At 69.2% G+C, this 19,738-nt stretch carries 21 protein-coding genes; 12 read left to right on the plus strand and 9 right to left on the minus strand.

Annotated features, from left to right (window positions below; all coding sequences use genetic code 11):
• The first annotated feature begins 203 nt into the window (after positions 1-203).
• Together AC1U89_RS15825 and AC1U89_RS15830 are read left to right on the plus strand one after the other, a co-directional pair.
• A complete protein-coding gene (locus tag AC1U89_RS15825; RefSeq protein ID WP_479900648.1) occupies positions 204-914 on the plus strand; it encodes a TVP38/TMEM64 family protein in 711 nt (236 codons plus the stop codon).
• Positions 915-1,242: 328 nt separating this feature from the next.
• A complete protein-coding gene (locus AC1U89_RS15830; RefSeq protein ID WP_479900649.1) occupies positions 1,243-2,817 on the plus strand; it encodes a 2-isopropylmalate synthase in 1,575 nt (524 codons plus the stop codon).
• A 63-nt stretch (positions 2,818-2,880) separates the two neighbouring features.
• Here AC1U89_RS15830 and AC1U89_RS15835 read toward each other — a convergent pair whose 3' ends face one another.
• The gene (locus tag AC1U89_RS15835) at positions 2,881-3,354 is read right to left on the minus strand and encodes a hypothetical protein (RefSeq protein ID WP_479900650.1); all 474 of its coding nucleotides are present in this window, start codon (positions 3,352-3,354) and stop codon (positions 2,881-2,883) included.
• 127 nt (positions 3,355-3,481) lie between these two features.
• Between AC1U89_RS15835 and AC1U89_RS15840 the strand changes: the two genes are divergently transcribed.
• The 6 genes from AC1U89_RS15840 (at position 3,482) to rodA (ending at position 10,665) form a co-directional block, all read left to right on the plus strand.
• Positions 3,482-4,366, plus strand: a complete 885-nt coding sequence (locus AC1U89_RS15840) for an EamA/RhaT family transporter (RefSeq protein WP_479900651.1) — start codon at positions 3,482-3,484, stop codon at positions 4,364-4,366.
• 373 nt (positions 4,367-4,739) lie between these two features.
• The gene (locus AC1U89_RS15845) at positions 4,740-5,783 is read left to right on the plus strand and encodes a rod shape-determining protein (RefSeq protein WP_004623009.1); all 1,044 of its coding nucleotides are present in this window, start codon (positions 4,740-4,742) and stop codon (positions 5,781-5,783) included.
• Positions 5,784-5,831: 48 nt separating this feature from the next.
• Positions 5,832-6,953 (plus strand): rod shape-determining protein MreC, encoded by a 1,122-nt coding sequence (mreC, locus tag AC1U89_RS15850; RefSeq protein WP_479900652.1) that lies wholly within the window; start codon positions 5,832-5,834, stop codon positions 6,951-6,953.
• 1 nt (position 6,954) lies between these two features.
• A complete protein-coding gene (locus AC1U89_RS15855; protein ID WP_479900653.1) occupies positions 6,955-7,464 on the plus strand; it encodes a hypothetical protein in 510 nt (169 codons plus the stop codon).
• A 4-nt stretch (positions 7,465-7,468) separates the two neighbouring features.
• Positions 7,469-9,511 (plus strand): penicillin-binding protein 2, encoded by a 2,043-nt coding sequence (gene mrdA, locus AC1U89_RS15860; RefSeq protein ID WP_479900654.1) that lies wholly within the window; start codon positions 7,469-7,471, stop codon positions 9,509-9,511.
• Positions 9,508-10,665 carry a rod shape-determining protein RodA gene (rodA, locus tag AC1U89_RS15865; RefSeq protein WP_479900655.1) on the plus strand — a complete coding sequence of 386 codons (1,158 nt, stop codon included), beginning with the start codon at positions 9,508-9,510 and terminating at the stop codon, positions 10,663-10,665. Before mrdA ends, rodA begins: the two co-directional genes overlap by 4 nt.
• Positions 10,666-10,677: 12 nt before the next feature.
• On the opposite strand, the gene AC1U89_RS15870 is transcribed toward rodA, so the two are convergent.
• The 3 genes from AC1U89_RS15870 to AC1U89_RS15880 all read right to left on the minus strand — a co-directional run bounded on the left by AC1U89_RS15870 (position 10,678) and on the right by AC1U89_RS15880 (position 13,181).
• A complete protein-coding gene (locus AC1U89_RS15870; RefSeq protein ID WP_479900656.1) occupies positions 10,678-11,151 on the minus strand; it encodes a DUF3224 domain-containing protein in 474 nt (157 codons plus the stop codon).
• A gap of 102 nt (positions 11,152-11,253) precedes the next feature.
• Complete coding sequence (locus tag AC1U89_RS15875; protein ID WP_479900657.1) at positions 11,254-12,537, minus strand: DNA polymerase IV; 1,284 nt, start codon at positions 12,535-12,537, stop codon at positions 11,254-11,256.
• The gene (locus AC1U89_RS15880; protein WP_479900658.1) at positions 12,534-13,181 is read right to left on the minus strand and encodes a hypothetical protein; all 648 of its coding nucleotides are present in this window, start codon (positions 13,179-13,181) and stop codon (positions 12,534-12,536) included. Before AC1U89_RS15880 ends, AC1U89_RS15875 begins: the two co-directional genes overlap by 4 nt.
• A 123-nt stretch (positions 13,182-13,304) precedes the next feature.
• Here AC1U89_RS15880 and divK point away from each other — a divergent pair, with 123 nt between their 5' ends.
• Together divK and AC1U89_RS15890 are read left to right on the plus strand one after the other, a co-directional pair.
• On the plus strand, positions 13,305-13,673 hold the full coding sequence (gene divK, locus AC1U89_RS15885; protein WP_029916211.1) for a cell-cycle response regulator DivK: 369 nt from the start codon (positions 13,305-13,307) through the stop codon (positions 13,671-13,673).
• 3 nt (positions 13,674-13,676) lie between these two features.
• Entirely contained in the window at positions 13,677-15,041 is a 1,365-nt protein-coding gene (locus AC1U89_RS15890; protein WP_479900659.1) for a PleD family two-component system response regulator, read from the plus strand.
• Between the two features lie 19 nt (positions 15,042-15,060).
• On the opposite strand, the gene AC1U89_RS15895 is transcribed toward AC1U89_RS15890, so the two are convergent.
• Complete coding sequence (locus AC1U89_RS15895) at positions 15,061-15,516, minus strand: VOC family protein (protein WP_479900660.1); 456 nt, start codon at positions 15,514-15,516, stop codon at positions 15,061-15,063.
• A gap of 107 nt (positions 15,517-15,623) precedes the next feature.
• On the opposite strand from AC1U89_RS15895, the gene AC1U89_RS15900 reads away from it, so the two are divergent.
• A complete protein-coding gene (locus AC1U89_RS15900; protein WP_479900661.1) occupies positions 15,624-15,953 on the plus strand; it encodes a hypothetical protein in 330 nt (109 codons plus the stop codon).
• Between the two features lies 1 nt (position 15,954).
• Here AC1U89_RS15900 and AC1U89_RS15905 read toward each other — a convergent pair whose 3' ends face one another.
• From AC1U89_RS15905 to AC1U89_RS15920, 4 genes are all read right to left on the minus strand, one after another.
• Positions 15,955-16,737, minus strand: a complete 783-nt coding sequence (locus AC1U89_RS15905; RefSeq protein ID WP_479900662.1) for a glutaminyl-peptide cyclotransferase — start codon at positions 16,735-16,737, stop codon at positions 15,955-15,957.
• A 103-nt stretch (positions 16,738-16,840) separates the two neighbouring features.
• Positions 16,841-17,008, minus strand: coding sequence for a 50S ribosomal protein L33 (rpmG, locus tag AC1U89_RS15910; protein WP_010920317.1), 168 nt, complete (start codon positions 17,006-17,008; stop codon positions 16,841-16,843).
• 81 nt (positions 17,009-17,089) lie between these two features.
• On the minus strand, positions 17,090-17,539 hold the full coding sequence (locus tag AC1U89_RS15915; protein WP_479900663.1) for a DUF6265 family protein: 450 nt from the start codon (positions 17,537-17,539) through the stop codon (positions 17,090-17,092).
• A gap of 19 nt (positions 17,540-17,558) precedes the next feature.
• Entirely contained in the window at positions 17,559-18,287 is a 729-nt protein-coding gene (locus tag AC1U89_RS15920) for an NUDIX hydrolase (RefSeq protein WP_479900664.1), read from the minus strand.
• 136 nt (positions 18,288-18,423) lie between these two features.
• Between AC1U89_RS15920 and AC1U89_RS15925 the strand changes: the two genes are divergently transcribed.
• The gene (locus AC1U89_RS15925; RefSeq protein ID WP_479900665.1) at positions 18,424-19,719 is read left to right on the plus strand and encodes an amidohydrolase; all 1,296 of its coding nucleotides are present in this window, start codon (positions 18,424-18,426) and stop codon (positions 19,717-19,719) included.
• The last annotated feature ends 19 nt before the right edge of the window (positions 19,720-19,738 follow it).

The raw sequence follows: 19,738 nt of genomic DNA on the forward strand, positions 1-19,738 counted from the left end.
CAGCGCTTTCCGCAAGGTCGGGAGCCTGTGGATAACTTAGCCGCGCCTTACGACAGCTTCGCAACGGGAATGTCGCCGCGCGGGAAACTTAACCTTGCGGCGGACCCGTCCCACGGGAAGCCTGACGAGAAAATGAGCGGCCGATGGGCGATTTGCGTCCGCGGCGTGCTTGACCGGGCGTTGGCCATGGGCGAGGCAGGCGGATGCTTCGCCGCCTGATCGACTTCTTCACCAACATGGACGCCAAGGCCTGGCGCACGGTCGCGGTGTCGTTCGTGCTGTTCGGCGGGGTGGGGGTGGTCTTCCTGTTCGGGGCTCAGCTGCTGGGCCTGAACGGCGAGGTCACGGTCGAGCAGTGGCTRGGCGCGGCCCACGGGCCCTGGGCCCTGCCGGTCGCGGTCAGCGCCTTTGCGGTCCTGGCCTTCATCGGCGTGCCGCAGTTCGTGCTGATCGCGGCGGCGGTGGTCGCCTTCGGACCCTGGACCGGTTTCGCCTACAGCTGGATCGGCACCCTGGTCTCGTCCCTGGTCGGGTTCTGGCTGGGGCGGGCGTTCGGCGGCCGGCTGCTGAAGGACCTGGCGGGCGACGGCGTGGCCAAGTTCATGAAGCTGATCGGCCGCAACGGCTTCCTGGCCAGCCTGATCGTGCGCCTGGTGCCGTCGGCGCCGTTCATCGTCGTCAACATGGCGGCCGGCGTCACGCCGATGAAGCTGCGCGACTTCGCCGCCGGCACGGCGGTCGGCATCATCCCCAAGATCGCCCTGACCGCCTTCGCCGGCAATTCGATCGTCCAGGCCCTGAAGGGCGGCGGCAAGCAGCACATCGTGATGCTGGTGATCGCCGTGGCGGTCTGGATCGGCGCCGGCCTGATCGCCCGTAATTGGCTGAAGAAGCGCGAAGAGGCCGCGGACTAGGCGAGGGCGGTTCGCGCCGTCTTGGCCCGGTCTCCGGGGCGTTTGACGCGTGAACCTTGCGAAGTCCTGGCCGAGTTGACCCCGCATCTCACGCGCATAGGTGAAAACTTGCTTCGCATGCGGCGAATTGATCGATTAACGCAAAATGCTTGCCGCTTTTCGGGGCGCTGTGTAGAAAGCGAACCATGAACGTCGCGCGCCAACTGCTTTCGCTTCGGCTTACCAACCCCTGGGCGCTCTAGGGGCCGCGCTTCGTCGTGGCCGGGCGCGCAGGGGATGACTGACCCAATCGCCGCCGCACGCAGACACCTTCCGACGAGTAGATCCCATGAGCTCCGTAACGCCCGCCGCTTTCGACAAGCGCGACAACGTCGTCATTTTCGACACCACCATGCGCGACGGCGAGCAGTCGCCCGGCGCCTCGATGTCGCATGACGAGAAGCTGGAACTGGCCAAGATCCTCGAGGAGATGGGGGTCGACGTCATCGAGGCCGGCTTCCCGATCGCCTCGAACGGCGACTTCGAAGCGGTCCGCGAGATCGCCAAGATCGTCAAGAACTCMACCGTCGCCGGCCTGTGCCGCGCCCACCAGGTGGATATCGATAGATGTGCGGAGGCCCTGAAGGGCACGCAGCGCGGCCGCATCCACGTGGTGATCGCCACCAGCGACCTGCACATGAAGCACAAGCTGCAGATGGAGCCGGACGCCGTCATCGACGTGATCGCCCGCTCGGTCGGCCACGCGCGCAACCTGCGCGACGACGTCGAGTGGTCGGCCGAGGACGCCACCCGCAGCGACCGCCAGTTCCTGCGCCGCGCCATCGAGACCGCCATCAAGGCCGGCGCCACCACGATCAACCTGCCCGACACCGTCGGCTACACCTATCCGTCCGAGTACGCCGACCTGTTCAAGTGGATGGTCGAGAACGTCGACGGCGCGGATCGGGTGATCTTCTCGACCCACTGCCACAACGACCTGGGCCTGGCCGTGGCCAACAGCCTGGCCGGCGTGCAGGGCGGGGCGCGCCAGGTGGAGTGCGCGATCAACGGCCTGGGCGAGCGGGCCGGCAACGCCGCCCTGGAAGAGATCGTCATGGCCCTGAAGGTGCGCGGCGACCGCCTGCCGTTCCAGACGGGCATCGACACCACCCACATCACCCGCGCCAGCCGCTACGTCTCGGCCATCACCGGCTTCCCGGTGCAGTACAACAAGGCCATCGTCGGCAAGAACGCCTTCGCGCATGAAAGCGGCATCCACCAGGACGGGATGCTGAAGAACCGCGAGACCTACGAGATCATGACCCCGGAATCGGTCGGCCAGGCGCCGTCCAGCCTGGTCATGGGCAAGCACTCGGGCAGCCACGCCTTCCGCGCCAAGCTGAAGGACCTGGGCTACGAGCTGGGCCAGAACGCCCTGAAGGAGGCCTTCGGCCGCTTCAAGGACCTGGCCGACCGCAAGAAGCACGTCTACGACGACGACATCATCGCCCTGGTCGACGACGCCCTGGCGCGCGGCTCGGAGCGCATCCGCGTCACCCACCTGCGCGTGGTGGCCGGCACCGACGGCCAGTCGGCCGAGCTGACCCTGGAAGTCGATGGCGAGACCAAGACCTCGGAGGCCTCGGGCGACGGTCCGGTGGACGCCGTGTTCAACGCGATCCTGGCGATCGTCCCGCACAACGCCGCCCTGCGCCTGTTCCAGGTGCACGCGGTGACCGAAGGCACCGACGCCCAGGCCCAGGTCTCGGTCCGTCTGGAAGAGGACGGCCGCATCGCCACGGGGCAAGCGGCCGACACCGACACCCTGACCGCCTCGGCCAAGGCCTATGTGAACGCCCTGAACAACCTCATGGCGCGCAAGGAAAAGAGCCGGCCGGACACGGCGATCGCCAGCGGCTTCTAGCAACCGCTGGAGCGCGCTGAACGCGCTCCAAGTGCTTGACGTAGAGCCTTCCGAAGGAAGGCTCTAGGCCGCTTCCCGCTTCGAGAACGGCCGCGTCGCCAACAGTTCCGCCGACAGGCAGGCCTGGGGTTCGACCTCCAGGCCCAGGGCCCGCAGATCCTCGCACAGCGCCCGGCGCGGTTCCTGGTCCAGGAACGCGCCGGCGTCGATGACCATCGCCCCGCCCGGGCGGAGCATGGTCAGGGTCGAGGCCGCGGCGGCGCGCGCGTCGGCCACGGTCGAGCAGCCCACGATCAGCAGCACGTCGCTCTGTTCGTCGGCCGCGCGGCAGGTGGCGCGGCGGGCGGCCTCGACCCGGTCGTAGCCCTTTCGCCAGAGCACGCTCATCGCCTCGCCCGCCTCGGGCCCRGTCACCGCCACGAAGCACAGCGGGGTGGCCTGGGCGACGGCGAGCATACGCCCGAGCGTGTGGTGGATCCCCTCGGTCGGGACGCCCAGCAGGAACTGCGCGGCTTGACGGAACGGATGGGACGACATGGTCGACAACCTCTGACTGGTCGCGCCCGTCACCGGACGGGCCGACGCCGAGGGTGTGCGCCCAGGCGGCCTAAGACCTCCATTCGGAAACACGCCGTCCGCATAAGGGCGGCATAAGGAAGATCAGATGATCTGGATTCCCATCACCATCGCGGCCTCGTTCGCCCAGGTGGCCCGCAACGCCGCCCAGCGCTCGGTCATGGGCGGGACGGGGCCCTGGGGGGCGACCCTGGTGCGGTTCCTGTTCGGCCTGCCGTTCACGGCGGTGTTCGTCGCCGTCGCCTTCACCCTGACGCGGGGCGAGCATCCGCACGCGGGTCTGGACTTCTGGACGCCGGCCCTGATGGGCGGCGCCAGCCAGATCGCCGCGACGGCGGCCTTGCTGGTGGCCATGCGCCGCGCGGGCTTCGCCGTGGCCACGGCCGTGCAGCAGAGCTCGATCCCCCTGGCGGCCCTGCTGGGCTGGCTGGTCTATGGCGAGCGGCTGACGGCCCTGGGCTGGACAGGGGTGGCCCTGACCAGCGTGGCCCTGCTGGTGGTCACCTGGCCGCGCACGGGCGCTTCGGGCGACCAGCCCGTCAGCGKCGGCCTGTTCGGCCTGCTGTCCGGCCTGGCGTTCGGCGTTTCGCTGAACGCCTTCCGACAGGCCGGCCATGCGCTGGAGCCCCATCATCCGATCTTCGCGGCGGTGGTGACCCTGATCATCGTCCAGGCGGTCCAGACCCTGGGCCTGACCCTGTACCTGGCGATCACCGACCGCGCGGCCCTGGTCGCCGTGGCCCGGGCCTGGCGGCCGTCGCTGGGGKCGGGGTTCTGGGGCGCGGCGGCCTCGGCCGGCTGGTTCATCGCCCTGGCCCTGGCGCCGGCCGGGCAGGTGAGGGCGGTCGGGGTGGTCGAGGCGCCCATCGCGGCCTTCGCGGGACKCCGCCTGTTCGCCGAGAGACTGACCGCCGTTCAGATGATCTTCKGCCTGATCGCGGCGGCCGGGGTGGCCATGGCCGCGCTCGGCTAGAAAACGCCATGTTTCTGGGATGAAACCCCCGGCGCCGCCGTTCTGCGAAAACAGGTGATCCAAGGGCTGTAATAGACCTTGAATTCAACGCTTTCGCAGGGCAAACGGGCTTCGTCGGCAGCTTTGTGGCAGTCAGACGACGGCGCGGCGGGGAGCCAGCGCTCCCGTCGTGCGGCAGGCGCTCGTCAATGGGACATAAGCCCGCATTTTGCGGGAATCATGTTGTCCTCTTTTGGAATTGAAGTAGGAGCCATCTTTTCCCTTCGCCTTCGTCGCTTCGGCGACGCAAATGGCTCCGTTTCCGCCTACTCGCCATCTTCTCCTTCTAAAGACCCGTCGCCTTCGCCCCCCTATCCCTCAGTCAGGGCTTTCAATGTTTTCTTCCCTCTTCGGCGTCATCTCCAACGACATCGCCATCGACCTGGGCACCGCCAACACCCTCATCTACATGAAGGGCAAGGGCATCGTCTTGAACGAGCCGTCGGTGGTCGCGCTGCGTAACGTCGGCGGCCGCAAGATCGTCCACGCGGTGGGGATCGAGGCCAAGCAGATGCTGGGCCGCACGCCGGGCCACATGGAAGCCATCCGCCCGATGCGGGACGGGGTCATCGCCGACTTCGAAGTCGCCGAGGAGATGATCAAGTACTTCATCCGCAAGGTCCACAACCGCAAGGGCTTCGTGAACCCCAAGGTCATCGTCTGCGTGCCGTCGGGCGCCACCGCCGTGGAACGCCGCGCCATCAACGACAGCTGCCTGAACGCCTCGGCCCGCCGCGTGGGCCTGATCGACGAGCCGATGGCCGCCGCGATCGGCGCCGGCCTGCCCATCCACGAGCCGACCGGCTCAATGGTCGTCGACATCGGCGGCGGCACCACCGAGGTGGCCGTGCTGTCGCTGTCGGGCATCGTCTATTCGCGCTCGGTCCGCGTCGGCGGCGACAAGATGGACGAGGCGATCATCAGCTACATGCGTCGCCACCATAACCTGCTGATCGGCGAGACGACCGCCGAGCGCATCAAGAAGGAAATCGGCACCGCCCGCGCGCCGGCCGACGGCGAAGGCCTGTCGATCGACGTCAAGGGCCGCGACCTGATGCAGGGCGTGCCGCGCGAAGTGCGCATCAGCGAAAAGCAGGCCGCCGACGCCCTGGCCGAACCGGTCGGGCAGATCGTCGAGGCCGTGAAGGTGGCCCTGGAAGCCACCCCGCCGGAACTGGCCAGCGACATCGCCGACAAGGGCATCATGCTGACCGGCGGCGGCGCGCTGCTGCGCGGCCTGGACGCCGAGATCCGCGACCACACCGGCCTGCCGGTCACCGTGGCCGACGATCCGCTGTCGTGCGTGGCCCTGGGCTGCGGCAAGGTGCTCGAGCATCCCAAGTGGATGAAGGGCGTGCTTGAATCGACTCTCGCCTAGGCGTCAATTCAATCTGGACGCCGCGGGGGGCGTCGGGAGAACTAGTACGTGCCCTTTCGCGAAGGTCCGCTCGGTGACCTGAAAGTGCCGCTTACCTGGACCGCGGCCGTGGCGTTGATCGTCGCGGTCGTGATCGCGGTGGCGTTCCTGCTGGCCGATCGGCGCGAGACCCTTCAGCAACAGGCCTACGGCGTCACCCGCCAGACGGTCGACACGGTGTCCAAGCCGGTCAGCGGCGTGATCGCCGCGCCCGGCCGCTGGACCGGCCTGGGCGTCGACTTCATCAGCAGCTACTTCTTCACCGCCTCCGAGAACCGCCGGCTGAAGGCCGAGCTGAAGGAGATGCGCGGCTATCGCGACATGTACCTGGCCGAGGTCGACAAGAACCAGAGCTACCGCTCGTTGCTGGGCCTGCGCACCGACCCGCCGATCCCGATGGTCGCCGCGCGCGTCGTCAGCGACACCCGCGGTCCGTTCGCCAACACCCGCCTGGCCGACAGCGGCTCGGAAAAGGGCGTGGTGGTCGGCAATCCGGTGATGAACGAGCGCGGCCTGGTCGGCCGCGTGGTCGGCGTGGCCCACGGGGCCAGCCGGGTGCTGCTGCTGACCGACATCGCCTCGCGCACGCCGGTGATGATCGACCGCACCAACGCCCGCGCCATCCTGACCGGCGACGGCGGTCCCAATCCCAAGCTGGAATATCTGCGCGGCGTGGACCCGATCAAGGAAGGCGACCGGGTCGTCACCTCGGGCGACGGCGGCGTGGTGCCGCGCGGCCTGCCGGTTGGCGCGGCGGTCAAGGGCCTGGACGGCCGCTGGCGCGTGGTGCTGTTCGCCGACGACGCCGCCATCGACTATGTCCGCATCCTGCTGTTCAAGGACTTCTCGCAGCTGGCCGACCAGAAGGCGCTGCTGACCCGCAGCCTGCCGCCGGTCACCACCGAGGACCCCGACGTCTCGATCCTGGGTCCGACCGCCACTCCGGCCAAGCCGCCGGCCCCGACCGGCGCGACGCCGCCGCCGACCCCGGCTCCGGGCGCGACGCCGCCCAAGCCGGCCGCCCAGACGCCGGCCGCGGCCGCGCCCGCGGCCAAGCCGACGACGCCCCCGGCGGCCAAGCCCGCGACTCCCAAGCCGACCGCGGGTCAGCCGACCGGCGGAGCGATCTAGGATGGGCGGCGCGCGGCCTCTGCATCCCGGCCGCTGGCTGGGCGTGCCCGCGCTGTTCTGCGTGCTGGCGACGATCGCCTTCGCGGCGCCGATCCGCATCTTCGGCCTGCAGCTGCCCGAGCCGGTGTTCGCCATGGTCCCGGCCTTCGCCTGGGCCCTGATCCGCCCGTCGATCCTGGCGCCCTTCGCCCTGCTGCTGCTGGGCCTGTTCCTGGACACCTTCTGGGGCGGTCCGACCGGCCTGTGGGGCCTGTCGCTGCTTATCGCCTACGCCACCGCCCTGACCGGCCGCAACATGATGACCGGCCAGAGCCGGCCGATGATGTGGGCCTGGTTCGCCGGCGTCACCGCCGTGGCCATGGCCGGCGGCTTCCTGTTCAGCATGCTGGACAGCCTGGCCATGCCCAGCCTTCTGGCCGTGTTCTGGCAGTTCCTGGTCACGGCCCTGTTGTTCCCGTTCGCCCACCGGCTGATCGACCGGTTCGAGGACGCGGACGTTCGGTTCCGGTGACGCCATGAGCGAACCGTCAATCTTCTTCTTCGAGGTCAACGAACGGCAGGGGGTGTTCCACCGCCGCGCGTTCCTGATGGGCGGCCTGGCCGGGGGCGGCCTGCTGGCCCTGGGCGGCCGCCTGGCCCAGCTGCAGTTGGTCGAGGCCCGCCGGTACCAGAAGCTGTCGGCCGGCAACCAGTTCAACTACCGCCTGACGCCGCCGCCGCGCGGCCTGATCCTGGACCGCAACGGCGTGGCCCTGGCCTCGAACCGTCCGAACTTCCGGCTGATGGTCAGCAAGGAGTCCAAGGACTTCGACGTCGAGGCCACGCTGGACGACCTGGCCAAGCTGGTGCCGATCGACGGCACGCGTCGCGCCCGCCTGATCAAGGACATCGCCCGCGCCCCCAAGAAGGCGCCGGTGGCCGTGATGGAGGACATGACCTGGGAGGAGTTCTCCCGCGTCAACATCCGCGCCCCCGAGCTGCCCGGCGTGACCGCCGACATGGGCGAGGTGCGGGTCTATCCGTTCGGCGGCGCCTTCGCCCACGTGATCGGCTACGTCGCCAAGGTCTCGGACCGCGACCTGGAGAAGGCCAAGGACGAGCCCGACCAGGACCTGCTGCACCATCCGGGCTTCCGGATCGGCAAGCAGGGCGTGGAGAAGGCCCTGGACCGCGAGCTGCGCGGCCGTCCCGGCGCCACCAAGGCCGAGGTCGACGCCCAGGGGCGCGTGGTCCGCCTGGATCCCGAGGGCGACATCCCGCCCACGCCGGGCAAGGAAGTGCGCCTGACCCTGGACGCCGACATCCAGAACCGCGCGCTGGAGGTGATGGGCGACGAAAGCGGCGCGATCGTCGTGATGGACGTGCGCAACGGCGACCTGCTGGCCATGGTCTCGGCCCCCAGCTTCGACGCCAACCGCTTCGTGAAGGGCCTGTCGGGCCCCGAGTACAAGGCCCTGGCCGAGTACGAGCGCAAACCCCTGCTGGACAAGGCGCTGAGCGGCAACTTCCCGCCCGGCTCGACCTTCAAGCCGACCGTGGGCCTGGCCGCCCTGACCGCTGGGATCGATCCCGAGGTCCGGGTCGCGTGCGGCGGCAGCTGGTACTACGGCGGCCGCACCTGGCGGTGCTGGGAGAAGCGCGGCCACGGCTCGCAGAACATGCACGAGGCCATCAAGAACTCGTGCGACATCTACTTCTACCAGACGGCCCTGAAGATCGGCCCCGACGCCATCGCCACCGCCGCGCGGGCCATGGGCTTCGGCCAGACGTTCGACATCGGCATCCCGGGCCAGAAGAAGGGCCTGGTCCCCGACCGTGAATGGAAGAAGCGGGCCAACAAGAAGAATCCGGCCAACCAGATCTGGTTTCCGGGCGAGACCCCCAGCTACGGGATCGGGCAGGGCGCGCTCAGCGTCAACGCCCTGCAGCTGGCCGTGATGGTCTCGCGCCTGGCCAACAGCAAGAAGGCGCTCAATCCTCGCCTGATCAAGTCGGTCGGCGGCGTCGAGCAGCCCAGCGGCGCGGCCGTGCCCGACCTGCCGTTCACGCCCGAGCACCTGGCCTATGTACGCGGCGGCATGGAGGCGGTGGCCAACGACGTGCGCGGCACCGCCTATCGCCAGAGCCAGCTGGGCCTGGGCGACGTCAAGATGGCCGGCAAGACCGGCACGGCCCAGGTGCGCAGCTACGACAAGGTCGCCGACCGCAAGAGCACCAACGTCGCCTGGAAGCTCAAGGACCACAACCTGTTCGTCGCCTTCGCCCCCTATGACGACCCGCGCTACGCCGTGGCCGTCATCGTCGAGCACGGCGGCCTGGGCGGCGCCACCGCCGGTGCGCCCCGGGCCCGCGAGGTGATGCGCGTGGCGCTGCTGAAGGACCCCGAGGTCCGCGCCCGCATCGAGCGTCCCATGCCTCTGCCGCCCGAACCGGACGCGGTGACGCCCGACGGCTCGGTCGAGGGCGCCGCCCCCGACGATCCGACCGTGGGCGCGCCGCCGCCCGCGCCTGCGACCCCGATCGTTCCCGCGCCTCCCGTCCCTGGAGCTCCCCGATGACCCTCAGCGGCGGCCTTTCCCGGCCCGGCGAACGCGACCGGCCGATCATCAAGTTCATGGAGATCGACTGGACCCTGTGTCTGGTCCTGTGCCTGATCGCCGGCACGGGCGCGCTCATGCTGTTCTCGATCGCCGGCGCCTCGTGGGAGCCGTGGGCCGACAAGCACCTGCTGCGCTTCGGCATCTATTTCGTGATGATGATCCTGCTGGCGATGGTGGACCTGCGGGTCTGGTTCACCATGGCCTATCCGATCTACGGCATCGCCCTGCTGCTGCTGGTGGCGGTGGAGGCGGTCGGCGACGTGTCGCTGGGCGCCCAGCGCTGGCTGGCCATCGGGCCGCTGCGCTTCCAGCCGTCCGAGATCATGAAGATCGGCGTCGTCCTGGCCCTGGCCCGCTACTATCACGGCCTGTCGGCCGACAGCGCCCGGCTGTCGTGGAAGTTGCTGATCCCCGCCGCCCTGATCGGCGCCCCGACCCTGYTGGTGGCCCACCAGCCGGACCTTGGCACCGCCGTGCTGATCGCCCTGCCGGGCCTGGCGGTGATGGTGMTGGCCGGCCTGTCGCTGCGCCTGATCATCGCCGGGATCGTGGCCGGCCTCGCGGCCCTGCCGCCGTTCATCTTCTTCGTGCTGCACGACTACCAGCGCAACCGGATCCTGACCTTCATGGACCCGGAGAAGGACCCGTCCGGCAACGGCTATCACATCATGCAGTCCAAGATCGCCCTGGGCTCGGGCGGTCTGCTGGGCAAGGGTTTCGGCCTGGGCTCGCAGAGCCAGCTGAACTTCCTGCCGGAAAAGCAGACCGACTTCATCTTCGCCACCCTGGCCGAGGAGTTCGGCTTCCTGGGCTGCGTCAGCGTGCTGTTCCTGTACGGCGTGGCCATCTTCATGGCCCTGCGCATCGCCTCGATCAGCCACAGCCATTTCGGGCGCCTGTCGGCCGCCGGGGTGACCGCGACCTTCGCCCTCTACGTCCTGATCAACGGCGCGATGGTGATGGGCATGGCGCCGGTGGTGGGCGTGCCCATGCCGATGCTGTCGTACGGCGGCACCGTCATGCTGACGGTCATGGTCGGCTTCGGCCTGGTCCAGGCCGTGCGGGTGCACCGCTACACGGAAGTGACCAGCGGCAAGGGCTCGCTGATGTAGGCGGCTGGACGGCTACTGGCCGTCCAGCGTGTAGTCCATGACGTAGAAGTGCTTGCCGTCCTTGATCTCGATCTTGAACGTGCCGGCCAGGCCCTTCAGCGCGCCGCCGCCGGAGTCCGGCACGATCATCACGTCCATCACCCGCTGGTCGCCCTGCATCCAGCCGTGCTGGACGACGGCGAAGCTGCCGGCGCGACCGTCCAGGGTTCCGGTGATCCGTTCCACCGCCACATAGGCCGCCGAGGTCGGCACCGAGCCGCCGGCCGCCAGCATCTCGCCCTTGCTGGTCGCCGTCAGGGCGCCGGCATAGGTCTTGTCCAGGGTCAGGCGGCTGAGCGTCGAGCCGTCTCCCTTGTCCTCCGTGGCCGGGACGATCTTGACCTCGAAGGTCCCGGTGGCGTGGTGCGGCGCAGCGGCCTGGGCGGACGACGAGACGGCCGGGGCGGCCGCGGCCAGGGCGGCGAGGGTCAGGTGGCGGAAGATCATCGGGCGTTCCCTGATTGAGACGCCGAAATCCTTGCGGGACGGCAAGGGTCTTTCAATCGGAATGCTGCGAACGGCGCAAGCCCGCCCGCCAACGGCGGCGCGTCACTCTTCGGGAGGCGTCTTGGCCGGCGCCGCGCCCTTCAGCGCCCGCCCTGTGACCACGGCCGCCGCGCCGAACTTGCCCCGCAGGCCGTCGATCACCGTCTCGCTCTTCAGCGCCCGGCGCTCGTCGCCGGCGAAGAAGTCGTCGGCCGCGCCCTCGGCGGGTACGAAGTCGGTCAGGCCCGCGCCGATCAGGCGGTAGTGCAGGCCCTTGGGTTCGGCCGCCAGCAGCTCGCGCGCCACCTGGAACAGGGTGCGGGCGGTCTGGATCGGGACGGGCAGGGTGCGGCGGCGGGTGTGGATCTTGAAGTCGGGCGTGCGCAGCTTCAGCGTCGCCACCCGCCCGGCCACTCCGCCCGCCCGGGCCTGACGGGCGACCTTCTCGCACAGCGGCCACAGCTCGTCCTCGAGGTCCTCGCGCTTGTAGAGGTCGTCGTTGAAGGTGGTCTCGGCGCTGATCGTCTTGCGCTCCTGGTCGGGATCGACCATCCGCGTGTCACGGCCGTGGGCCAGGTGGTGCAGGCGAAGGCCGCCCGAGCCCAGCACCTTGACCAGCCACTTCAGGTCGGCGTTGGCGATGTCGCCGACCGTGCGCAGGCCCTCCTGCGCCAGGGCCGTGACCGTGGCCGGGCCCACCCCGGGCAGGATCGACACCGGCCTGGGAGCCAGGAACTCGACGATCCCCTTGGCCCCGATCACCGAGAAGCCGCGCGGCTTGTCCAGCTCCGAGGCGATCTTGGCCAGGAACTTGTTGGGGGCCAGGCCGATCGAGACGGTGATGTTCACCTCCTCCTCGATCGCCTTCTGCACCCGCGCCAGCATCACCGCCGGCGGGGCGCCGTGCAGGCGTTCGGTGCCGGAAAGATCGATCCAGGCCTCGTCCAGCGACAGCGGCTGCACCAGGGGCGTCAGGGCCTCCAGCTTGGCCATGATCCGCCGGCTCTCGTGCTTGTACTTGGCGAAGTTGGGCTTGATGACCACGGCTTCGGGGCACAGCTTCAGCGCCTTGTACATCGGCATGGCCGAGCGCGGGCCGCTCATGCGGGCGATGTAGCAGGCCGTCGTCACCACACCGCGCTTGCCCCCGCCCACGATCACCGGCTTGTCGCGCAGGGACGGGTCGTCGCGCTTCTCGACCGAGGCGTAGAAGGCGTCGCAGTCCATGTGGGCCATGGACAGCTGCCCCAGCTCCTCGTGGAAGACCACGCGCGGCGATCCGCAGGCCGGACAGCGCGAGACCTTGGCCTCGCCCGTCGCCAGGCAGTCGCGGCACAGCGCTTTCATTCGAAGAGCTTGCGCTCGATGGCCGTCTTCAGGTCCGGCCACAGGTCGATGCGGGCGTGCCGCTCGGGATCGGAGGGGGCGAGGGGACGCAGGCGCTCGTCGGCCACCATCTGGAAGCGGGTGACCCACGGCGCGCTCTCGGCCACCGAGTCCAGCTGCGGCAGCAGGTCGTCGATGAACACCGAGGGCGAGGCCGTGCGCTGCGACAGGTGCGCCGCCGACGGTCCCTTGGGGCCGCTGTTGATCACCAGCGGGTAGTCGAAGCCGTGGGTCTTCAGCCAGCGGGCGCGGGACTGGCGGCCGTGCTCGGGGGCGTTGGTCAGGATCACCACGCCGGCGCGGGTCGACAGGTCGGCCAGGGCGTCGGCCGCGCCCTCGGCGGGCAGCAGGTCGTCGGCCCCGTCGCGGAAGAAGTCGTTGAACAGCGCCCGTCCGGCGATCAGATCCAGGTGCTCGGTCTCGCCCGGGCGGTAGATGTTCTGGAACAGGGCGAAGCGGTCGAATCGCAGCTCGAATCCATGGCGCCCGATGAACGTTCCGAAGCCATGCATGAAACGCGCGAGCACCTCGTCCACGTCGACGATGACCAGGGGCGCGTCAGGGCGCACCGTGCAGGCTTCGAGGTCTGAAAAACAGGGTTCCATGATCTACGGTCGGCGGGGGTAAAACGCGATTAGCGCGGGCTTAAGGATATTCGTGCGATCTGGAATCCAGAAGCGACGCGAATCCCTCACGCATCGCCACGGACCGGAATGGTCGGGGTCAGGATGACGAAGAAGGTCCTCATCGTCGAGGATAACGAGCTGAACATGAAACTCTTTCATGACCTGCTCGAGGCCCAGGGTTACGAGACCCTGCAGACCCGCGAGGGGCTGCAGGCGCTGTCGATCGCCCGTGAGCACCGTCCGGACCTGATCCTGATGGACATCCAGCTGCCCGAGATCTCCGGCCTTGAAGTCACCAAGTGGCTCAAGGAGGATGACGATCTGTCACATATCCCCGTCGTCGCCGTTACGGCATTCGCCATGAAGGGCGACGAGGAGCGCATCCGCGAGGGCGGGTGCGAGGCCTATATCTCCAAGCCCATCTCGGTGTCGCACTTCCTGGACACCATCCGCCGGTTGCTGGAGAGGTAGGCCGTGAGCGCGCGCATCCTGGTCGTCGACGACATCGAGGCCAATGTCCGCCTGCTCGAGGCCAAGCTGACGGCCGAGTACTACCAGGTCTCGGTCGCCTATGACGGCCCCACCGCCCTGGCCCTGGCGGCCAGCGAGCTGCCCGACGTGATCCTGCTGGACGTGATGATGCCCGGCATGGACGGCTTCACCGTCTGCAAGAAACTCAAGGAAGACCCAGCCACCCGCCACATCCCGGTGGTGCTGGTCACGGCGCTGGACGGCCGCGCCGACCGCATCCAGGGGCTGGAGGCGGGCGCCTCGGACTTCCTGACCAAGCCCATCGACGACGTCATGCTGTTCGCCCGCGTGCGCAGCCTGACCCGCTTCAAGCTGGTTCTCGACGAACTGCGCCAGCGCGAGGCCTCGGGCCGGCGCATGGGCGTGATCGCCGGCGCCGCCTCGCGCCTGGACGGCCTGGGCGGCCGGGTGCTGGTGGTCGACGACAACGAGCGCCAGGCCCAGCGCGTGGCCGCCGAGCTGGCGGTCGAGCATCGCCCGGTGGTCGAATCCGATCCGATCAAGGCCCAGATCAGCGCCGGCGGCCCGGTCGACCTGGTGATCATCAACGCCGCGGCCAAGGGCTTCGACGGCCTGCGCTTCGCCGCCGGCCTGCGTTCGGACGAGCGCACCCGCCACCTGCCGATACTGGCCATGGTCGATCCCGACGAGCGTCCGCGCATCGTCAAGGCCCTGGAGATCGGGATCAACGACGTCCTGCCGCGTCCGATCGACCCGCAGGAGCTGTCGGCCCGGGTCAAGACCCAGATCCAGCGCAAGCGCTACACCGACTATCTGCGCCAGAACCTGGACCACAGCCTGGAACTGGCGGTCACCGACCAGCTGACGGGGCTGCACAACCGCCGCTACATGGCCGGCCAGCTGGACTCGCTGGTCAAGCGCGCGGCCMTGGGCGGCGACCCGGTCTCGGCCCTGCTGATCGACATCGACCACTTCAAGAAGATCAACGACACCTTCGGCCACGACGTGGGCGACGAGGTGCTGCGCGAGTTCGCCCTGCGCCTGGCCTCCAACGTCCGCGCCGTCGACCTGCCTTGCCGCTACGGCGGCGAGGAGTTCACGGTGATCATGCCCGACACCCAGCTGGTCGACGCCCTGCGCATCGCCGAGCGGATCCGCATGCACGTCTCCGGCTCGCCGTTCCATGTCGCCCAGGGCGCCGAGGTCCTGACCGTCACCATCTCGGTCGGCGTCTCGGCCAGTAGCGGCCCGGACGACACCCCCGAGACCCTGATGAAGCGGGCCGACGAGGCGGTGTACGAGGCCAAGAAGTCCGGCCGGAACCTCGTGGTCGGCAAGGCGKCCTAGCCGGGCCGGCGACCGGGCCTCACTTGGCCGTTGGCTGCCACAGCTCGATCTTGACGCCGTCCGGGTCGAGGATCCACGCGAACTTGCCGCTGGGGTCGCTGTCGTCGCGCTTCAGGACGGTGACGCCCTTTTCCTTCAGCCGCGCCAGATAGGCGTCCAGGTCGTCGACGGCGAAGTTGATCATGAACTCGCGGGTCGACGGCGCCATGTAGCTGGACGTATCCCGAACCGCGTTCCAGACGACGACCGGCGGATGGCCCGCCGCGTCGGTCTTGAACGCCGCTCCGCCCCAGGCCTCGACCGGCACGCCCAACACGTCGCGATACCAGCGCGCGAGGGCCTTGGGATCCTTGCTCTTGACGAAGACGCCGCCGATTCCGGTGATGTGTCCGGCCGGCTCGGCGTGAGCCGCCGCGCCGAAGCCCAGCCCCAGAACCAGCGCCAGCCCGACCAGACCTTTGCGATAAGCCGCCATCTTCTCCCCTCCGATGTGGATCCTGGCGGAGGCTAGCGGCCGACGGGCGGCGCGTCCAATCGCGGGGCGGGGTGGCCTGGAGGCGCTCCGCGAAGTAACACCCTTCGATGGCGAAGACGAAGCAAAGCGCGGAACTGGAAATCCTGGTCGACGGGGAGACCTATCTCTGGCGGCTGCACCGCCAGCCCGGCTGGTCCAGCGAGAAGCCGGAGCGGCACGGCATGGCGATCGCCGTGCGCCACCTGGAAGGCCAGCGCGAGGCCGTCGTGGAGTTTCCGCCCGGCCCCGAGCCCCGCTACGGCGCGCCGCTGCTGAAGGCCTCGCGGATCGACACCAAGCTGGTGACCAACGCCATCGCCTCGGCTATCGCGGCCGGATGGGATCCGCTGTCGCGCGGCAAGACCGTCGCCATCGTCGTGGACGCGAACGGCTGCTGATCTAGCGCTTGGGAACCAGCCTGATCTCGTAGAGCCGCGGCCACAGCTTGCCGGTCACGATCAGCTTGTCGGCCTTGGCGTCGTAGGCGATGCCGTTCAGCACGTCGGCCTGGGCTCGTTCCTGGGCGGGCAGCAGGCCGGTCAGGTCGATCCAGCCCTTCACCTTGCCCGTGGCCGGGTCGATGCGGGCGATGCGATCGCTCTGCCAGATATTGGCCAGGATCTCGCCCTTGACCCATTCCAGCTCGTTCAGCTGGTCCACGGGACGCCCTTCGTCGGTGACGGTGATCCCGCCGGTCTCCTTCAGGGTCTCGGGGTCCAGGAAGCGCAGGCGCGAGGTCCCGTCGCTCATGATCAGCCGCTTGTCGTCGCGGGTCAGGGCCCAGCCTTCGCCGTCATAGGCGAACTCGCCGCGCGTCTCGAAGTCGTCGATGCCGTAGACGAAGCCGATCTGGTCCTTCCAGGTCAGCTCGATCAGCTTGTCCTTCCAGTCGACGATGCCCTCGCCGAAATACTGGCTGGAGATCTGGCGCTCGTTCTCGACGCTGCCCGTCTCCAGCACGATCTTGCGGATCGACGAGGCGCCCTGCAGGCCCGTGCTCTCGTACAGGAACCCGTCTCTCAGGAAGAGGCCCTCGGTGAAGGCGTTGGGGTCATGGGGATAGGTGCGCACCACCTCGTAGCCGTAGACCGGCGTGGCCGCCTGGGCCTCAGCCGACGGCGAACCGGCGCCAAACAGCAGGAGGAGGGCTAGCCCGAGGGCCTGAAGCGGGAGTCGACGCATGGGCCAGCTAGGCCTTCCCTCGGCGGCGAAAACAAGACGCCCAAACGAAAAACGCCCAGCTTCGCAGCCGGGCGTCTTGTCGTATCGCAAAGGGTCGCAAGACCTACTTGATCTTGCCTTCGCGGAATTCGACGTGCTTGCGGATGACCGGATCGTACTTCTTCAGCACCATCTTCTCGGTCTTGGTACGGGCGTTCTTCTTGGTCACGTAGAAGAAGCCGGTGTCCGCCGTCGAGTTCAGGCGGATCTTGATGGAAGCCGGTTTGGCCATGGTCGAATCCCTGCGATGGTCGCGCAGGTCCCTACGCGGTCGAATTAAGAGGCGCGGAACATACTCAGCGGCGCGCCAAAGTCAATTGCCGGTCGCGCATCGTTTGTACGGGAAATCGACGCTCCTGGCCTGACCGCCCATCTGGCCMTCGATCCGGCCGGTCACGGCGTCGGGTCCGATGCGACGATAGATCACCCGCTGGGGGAAGTCGTGGGCCGGGTTCTCGAACACCGCCTCGTCGGCCGTCAGGCTCTTGAGCGGGAAGGTGGCCCTCTCCTGGCCCGAGGGCTCGGCCATGTAGGCCAGCGAGCCGTCGGCCTCGACGATGCGGGTGTATTCGTATTCGCGCAGCTTGCCGTCGCGCGTCGTGCGGCCCAGGCCCAGCATCACGCCGCCGCCGGGCGCCATCCACAGTTCCTCGACGACGCCGCCGTTCGGCTTGGTCTGCATCYAGCAGCCCGAGAGCCAGGCCATCTGGTCGATCGCGGCGGGTGGACCCGCGAGGGCGGCGGCGAGGGCGAGAGCGAGCATGGCGGCCTCCGACGGACGCTCAGAGATAGCTCAACTGCCGCGCCCCGCGCAGGAAACGCATGAACGGGGCCGGGCGTCCAGGGTCGGCCAGGCGCTGGGCCACCTCGTGGACCACGAAGCGGGTGATGTTGGGCAGGTCCAGCTCGCGGGCCTGGTCGAAGTCGAACCAGCCGATCTCGTCCAGTTCGCCGCAGTCGGGCTGGCGCTCCAGGCTCAGCAGGGCGCTGGCGGGGGCCATGAAGAACCGGGCGTCGAAGCGACGGGTGCGATAGGGCGGGGTGATGGCCCTGGCCACGAAGGCCAGCGGCGCCAGGTCGGGCAGTGCGCCCTGGGCCAGAAACGGCCGCCAGGCGCCGGCGGCGGGTCTCGCCGGGGCTTCCTTGGCCAGCAGCAGGCCGGTCTCCTCGAAGGTCTCGCGCACCGCCGCCAGGGCCAGGGCGCGGGCCAGGCGGGCGGGGTTGGCGTGGCGCGGTTCCAGGCCCAGGCGCGCGGCGGTCTCGGGCGCCAGCTCGCTGGCCGAGGGCGCGAGGTAGTCGCCGCGGTCCACCCGGCCGCCGGGGAACACCCACTTGTCGGCCATGAAGGCCAGGCCCCGGTTGCGGCGGCCCATCAGGATGCGGGGCTTGGGACCGTCGTCGCGCACGACGATCAGGGTGGCGGCGTGGCGCGGCTTCAGCACGCCGGCGGCCGGATCGCGGACGTCGCCGTCGTTGCGGGTGTCGAATTTGGCGTCGATCGGCTCGTCCATGGGGGGAGCTTAGACCCGACTCACCGCGACGCCAGCCGTCCGTAGGGGCAGGGGAGACCTTTTGGGGACATGCCCTTGCGGCGTGTCCCCAAACCGTCTCAAGCTCCTCCGGGGATTTCAGAAATCGAGGGATGGCATGTTCGCAAGGGTTTCGGCGCTGGCTCTGATCGCCGCGCTATCGGCCGCGCCGGCCATGGGCGCCCCCTCGACCGCCCAGGTGGCCGCAGCCGCCAAGGCGGTCCAGCCCAAGGTCGTGGCCTGGCGTCGCGACATCCACGAGCATCCCGAGCTGGGCAACCAGGAGGTCCGCACGGCGGCCCTGGTGGCCAAGGAGCTGCGCGCMCTGGGCTTCGACGTCCGCGAGGGCGTGGGCCGCACCGGCGTCGTGGGCGTGCTGAAGGGCGGCAAGCCCGGCAAGGTCGTGGCCCTGCGCGCCGACATGGACGCCCTGCCGGTCGAGGAGAAGACCGGCCTGCCGTTCGCCTCCAAGGCCACCGCCCAATGGGAAGGCCGGACCCTGCCGGTCATGCACGCCTGCGGCCACGACACCCACGTGGCCATGCTGCTGGGCGCGGCGACCGTCCTGGCCGGCATGAAGGCCGATATCCCCGGCACGGTGGTGGTGCTGTTCCAGCCGGCCGAGGAGGGCTCCCAAGCCGGCGAGGAGGGCGGGGCGGGCCTGATGATCCGCGACGGCGCCCTGGACCATCCCAAGGTCGACGCCATCTTCGGCCTGCACATCGGCCCAGGCGACGCCCACGCCCTGAACTACCGGGCCGGCGGCTTCTATGCGGGCTCCGATCGCCTGACCATCACGGTGAAGGGCAAGCAGACCCACGGGGCGCGGCCCTGGGCCGGCGTCGACATGGCCAGCGTGGCGGCCGACATCGTCCAGGCCTTCAACCAGATCGCCGCCCGCCAGGTCGACGTCGGCGCCTCGCCCACGGTGCTGACCGTGGCCACCATCAACATGGGGGTGCGCAACAACATCATCCCCGAAGACCTGACCATGACCGGCACCCTGCGCACCTTCAACGCCGAGCGCCGGGCCGACGTCATCGACAAGGTCCAGAAGACCGTGGCCGCCATCGGCGACCGCTATGGCGCCAAGGCCCAGGCGGTGTTCACCCAACCCTATCCGGTCACCCGCAACGACCCGGCCCTGTCGGCCTGGGTCAAGCCGGTGCTGGAGCAGGCCTCGCCCGGCAAGGTCGACGACCAGGCGGCCCTGGTGACTGGGGCCGAGGACTTCTCGCGCTACGGCGAGAAGGTCCCGGCGGTGTTCATCCAGCTGGGCGGCCGTCCCGCCAACGTGCCCGCCGCCACGGCCCCGGCCAACCACTCGCCCTATTTCGATGTCGACGAGGCGGTGTTCGAGACCGGGGTGAAGGCCGAGGTGCTGCTGGCGCTGGACTATTTGGCCCGGAAGTAGCGCCTGAAGCGCTTCGAGG

The sequence above is a fragment of the Caulobacter sp. 05T431 genome (assembly GCF_056665975.1).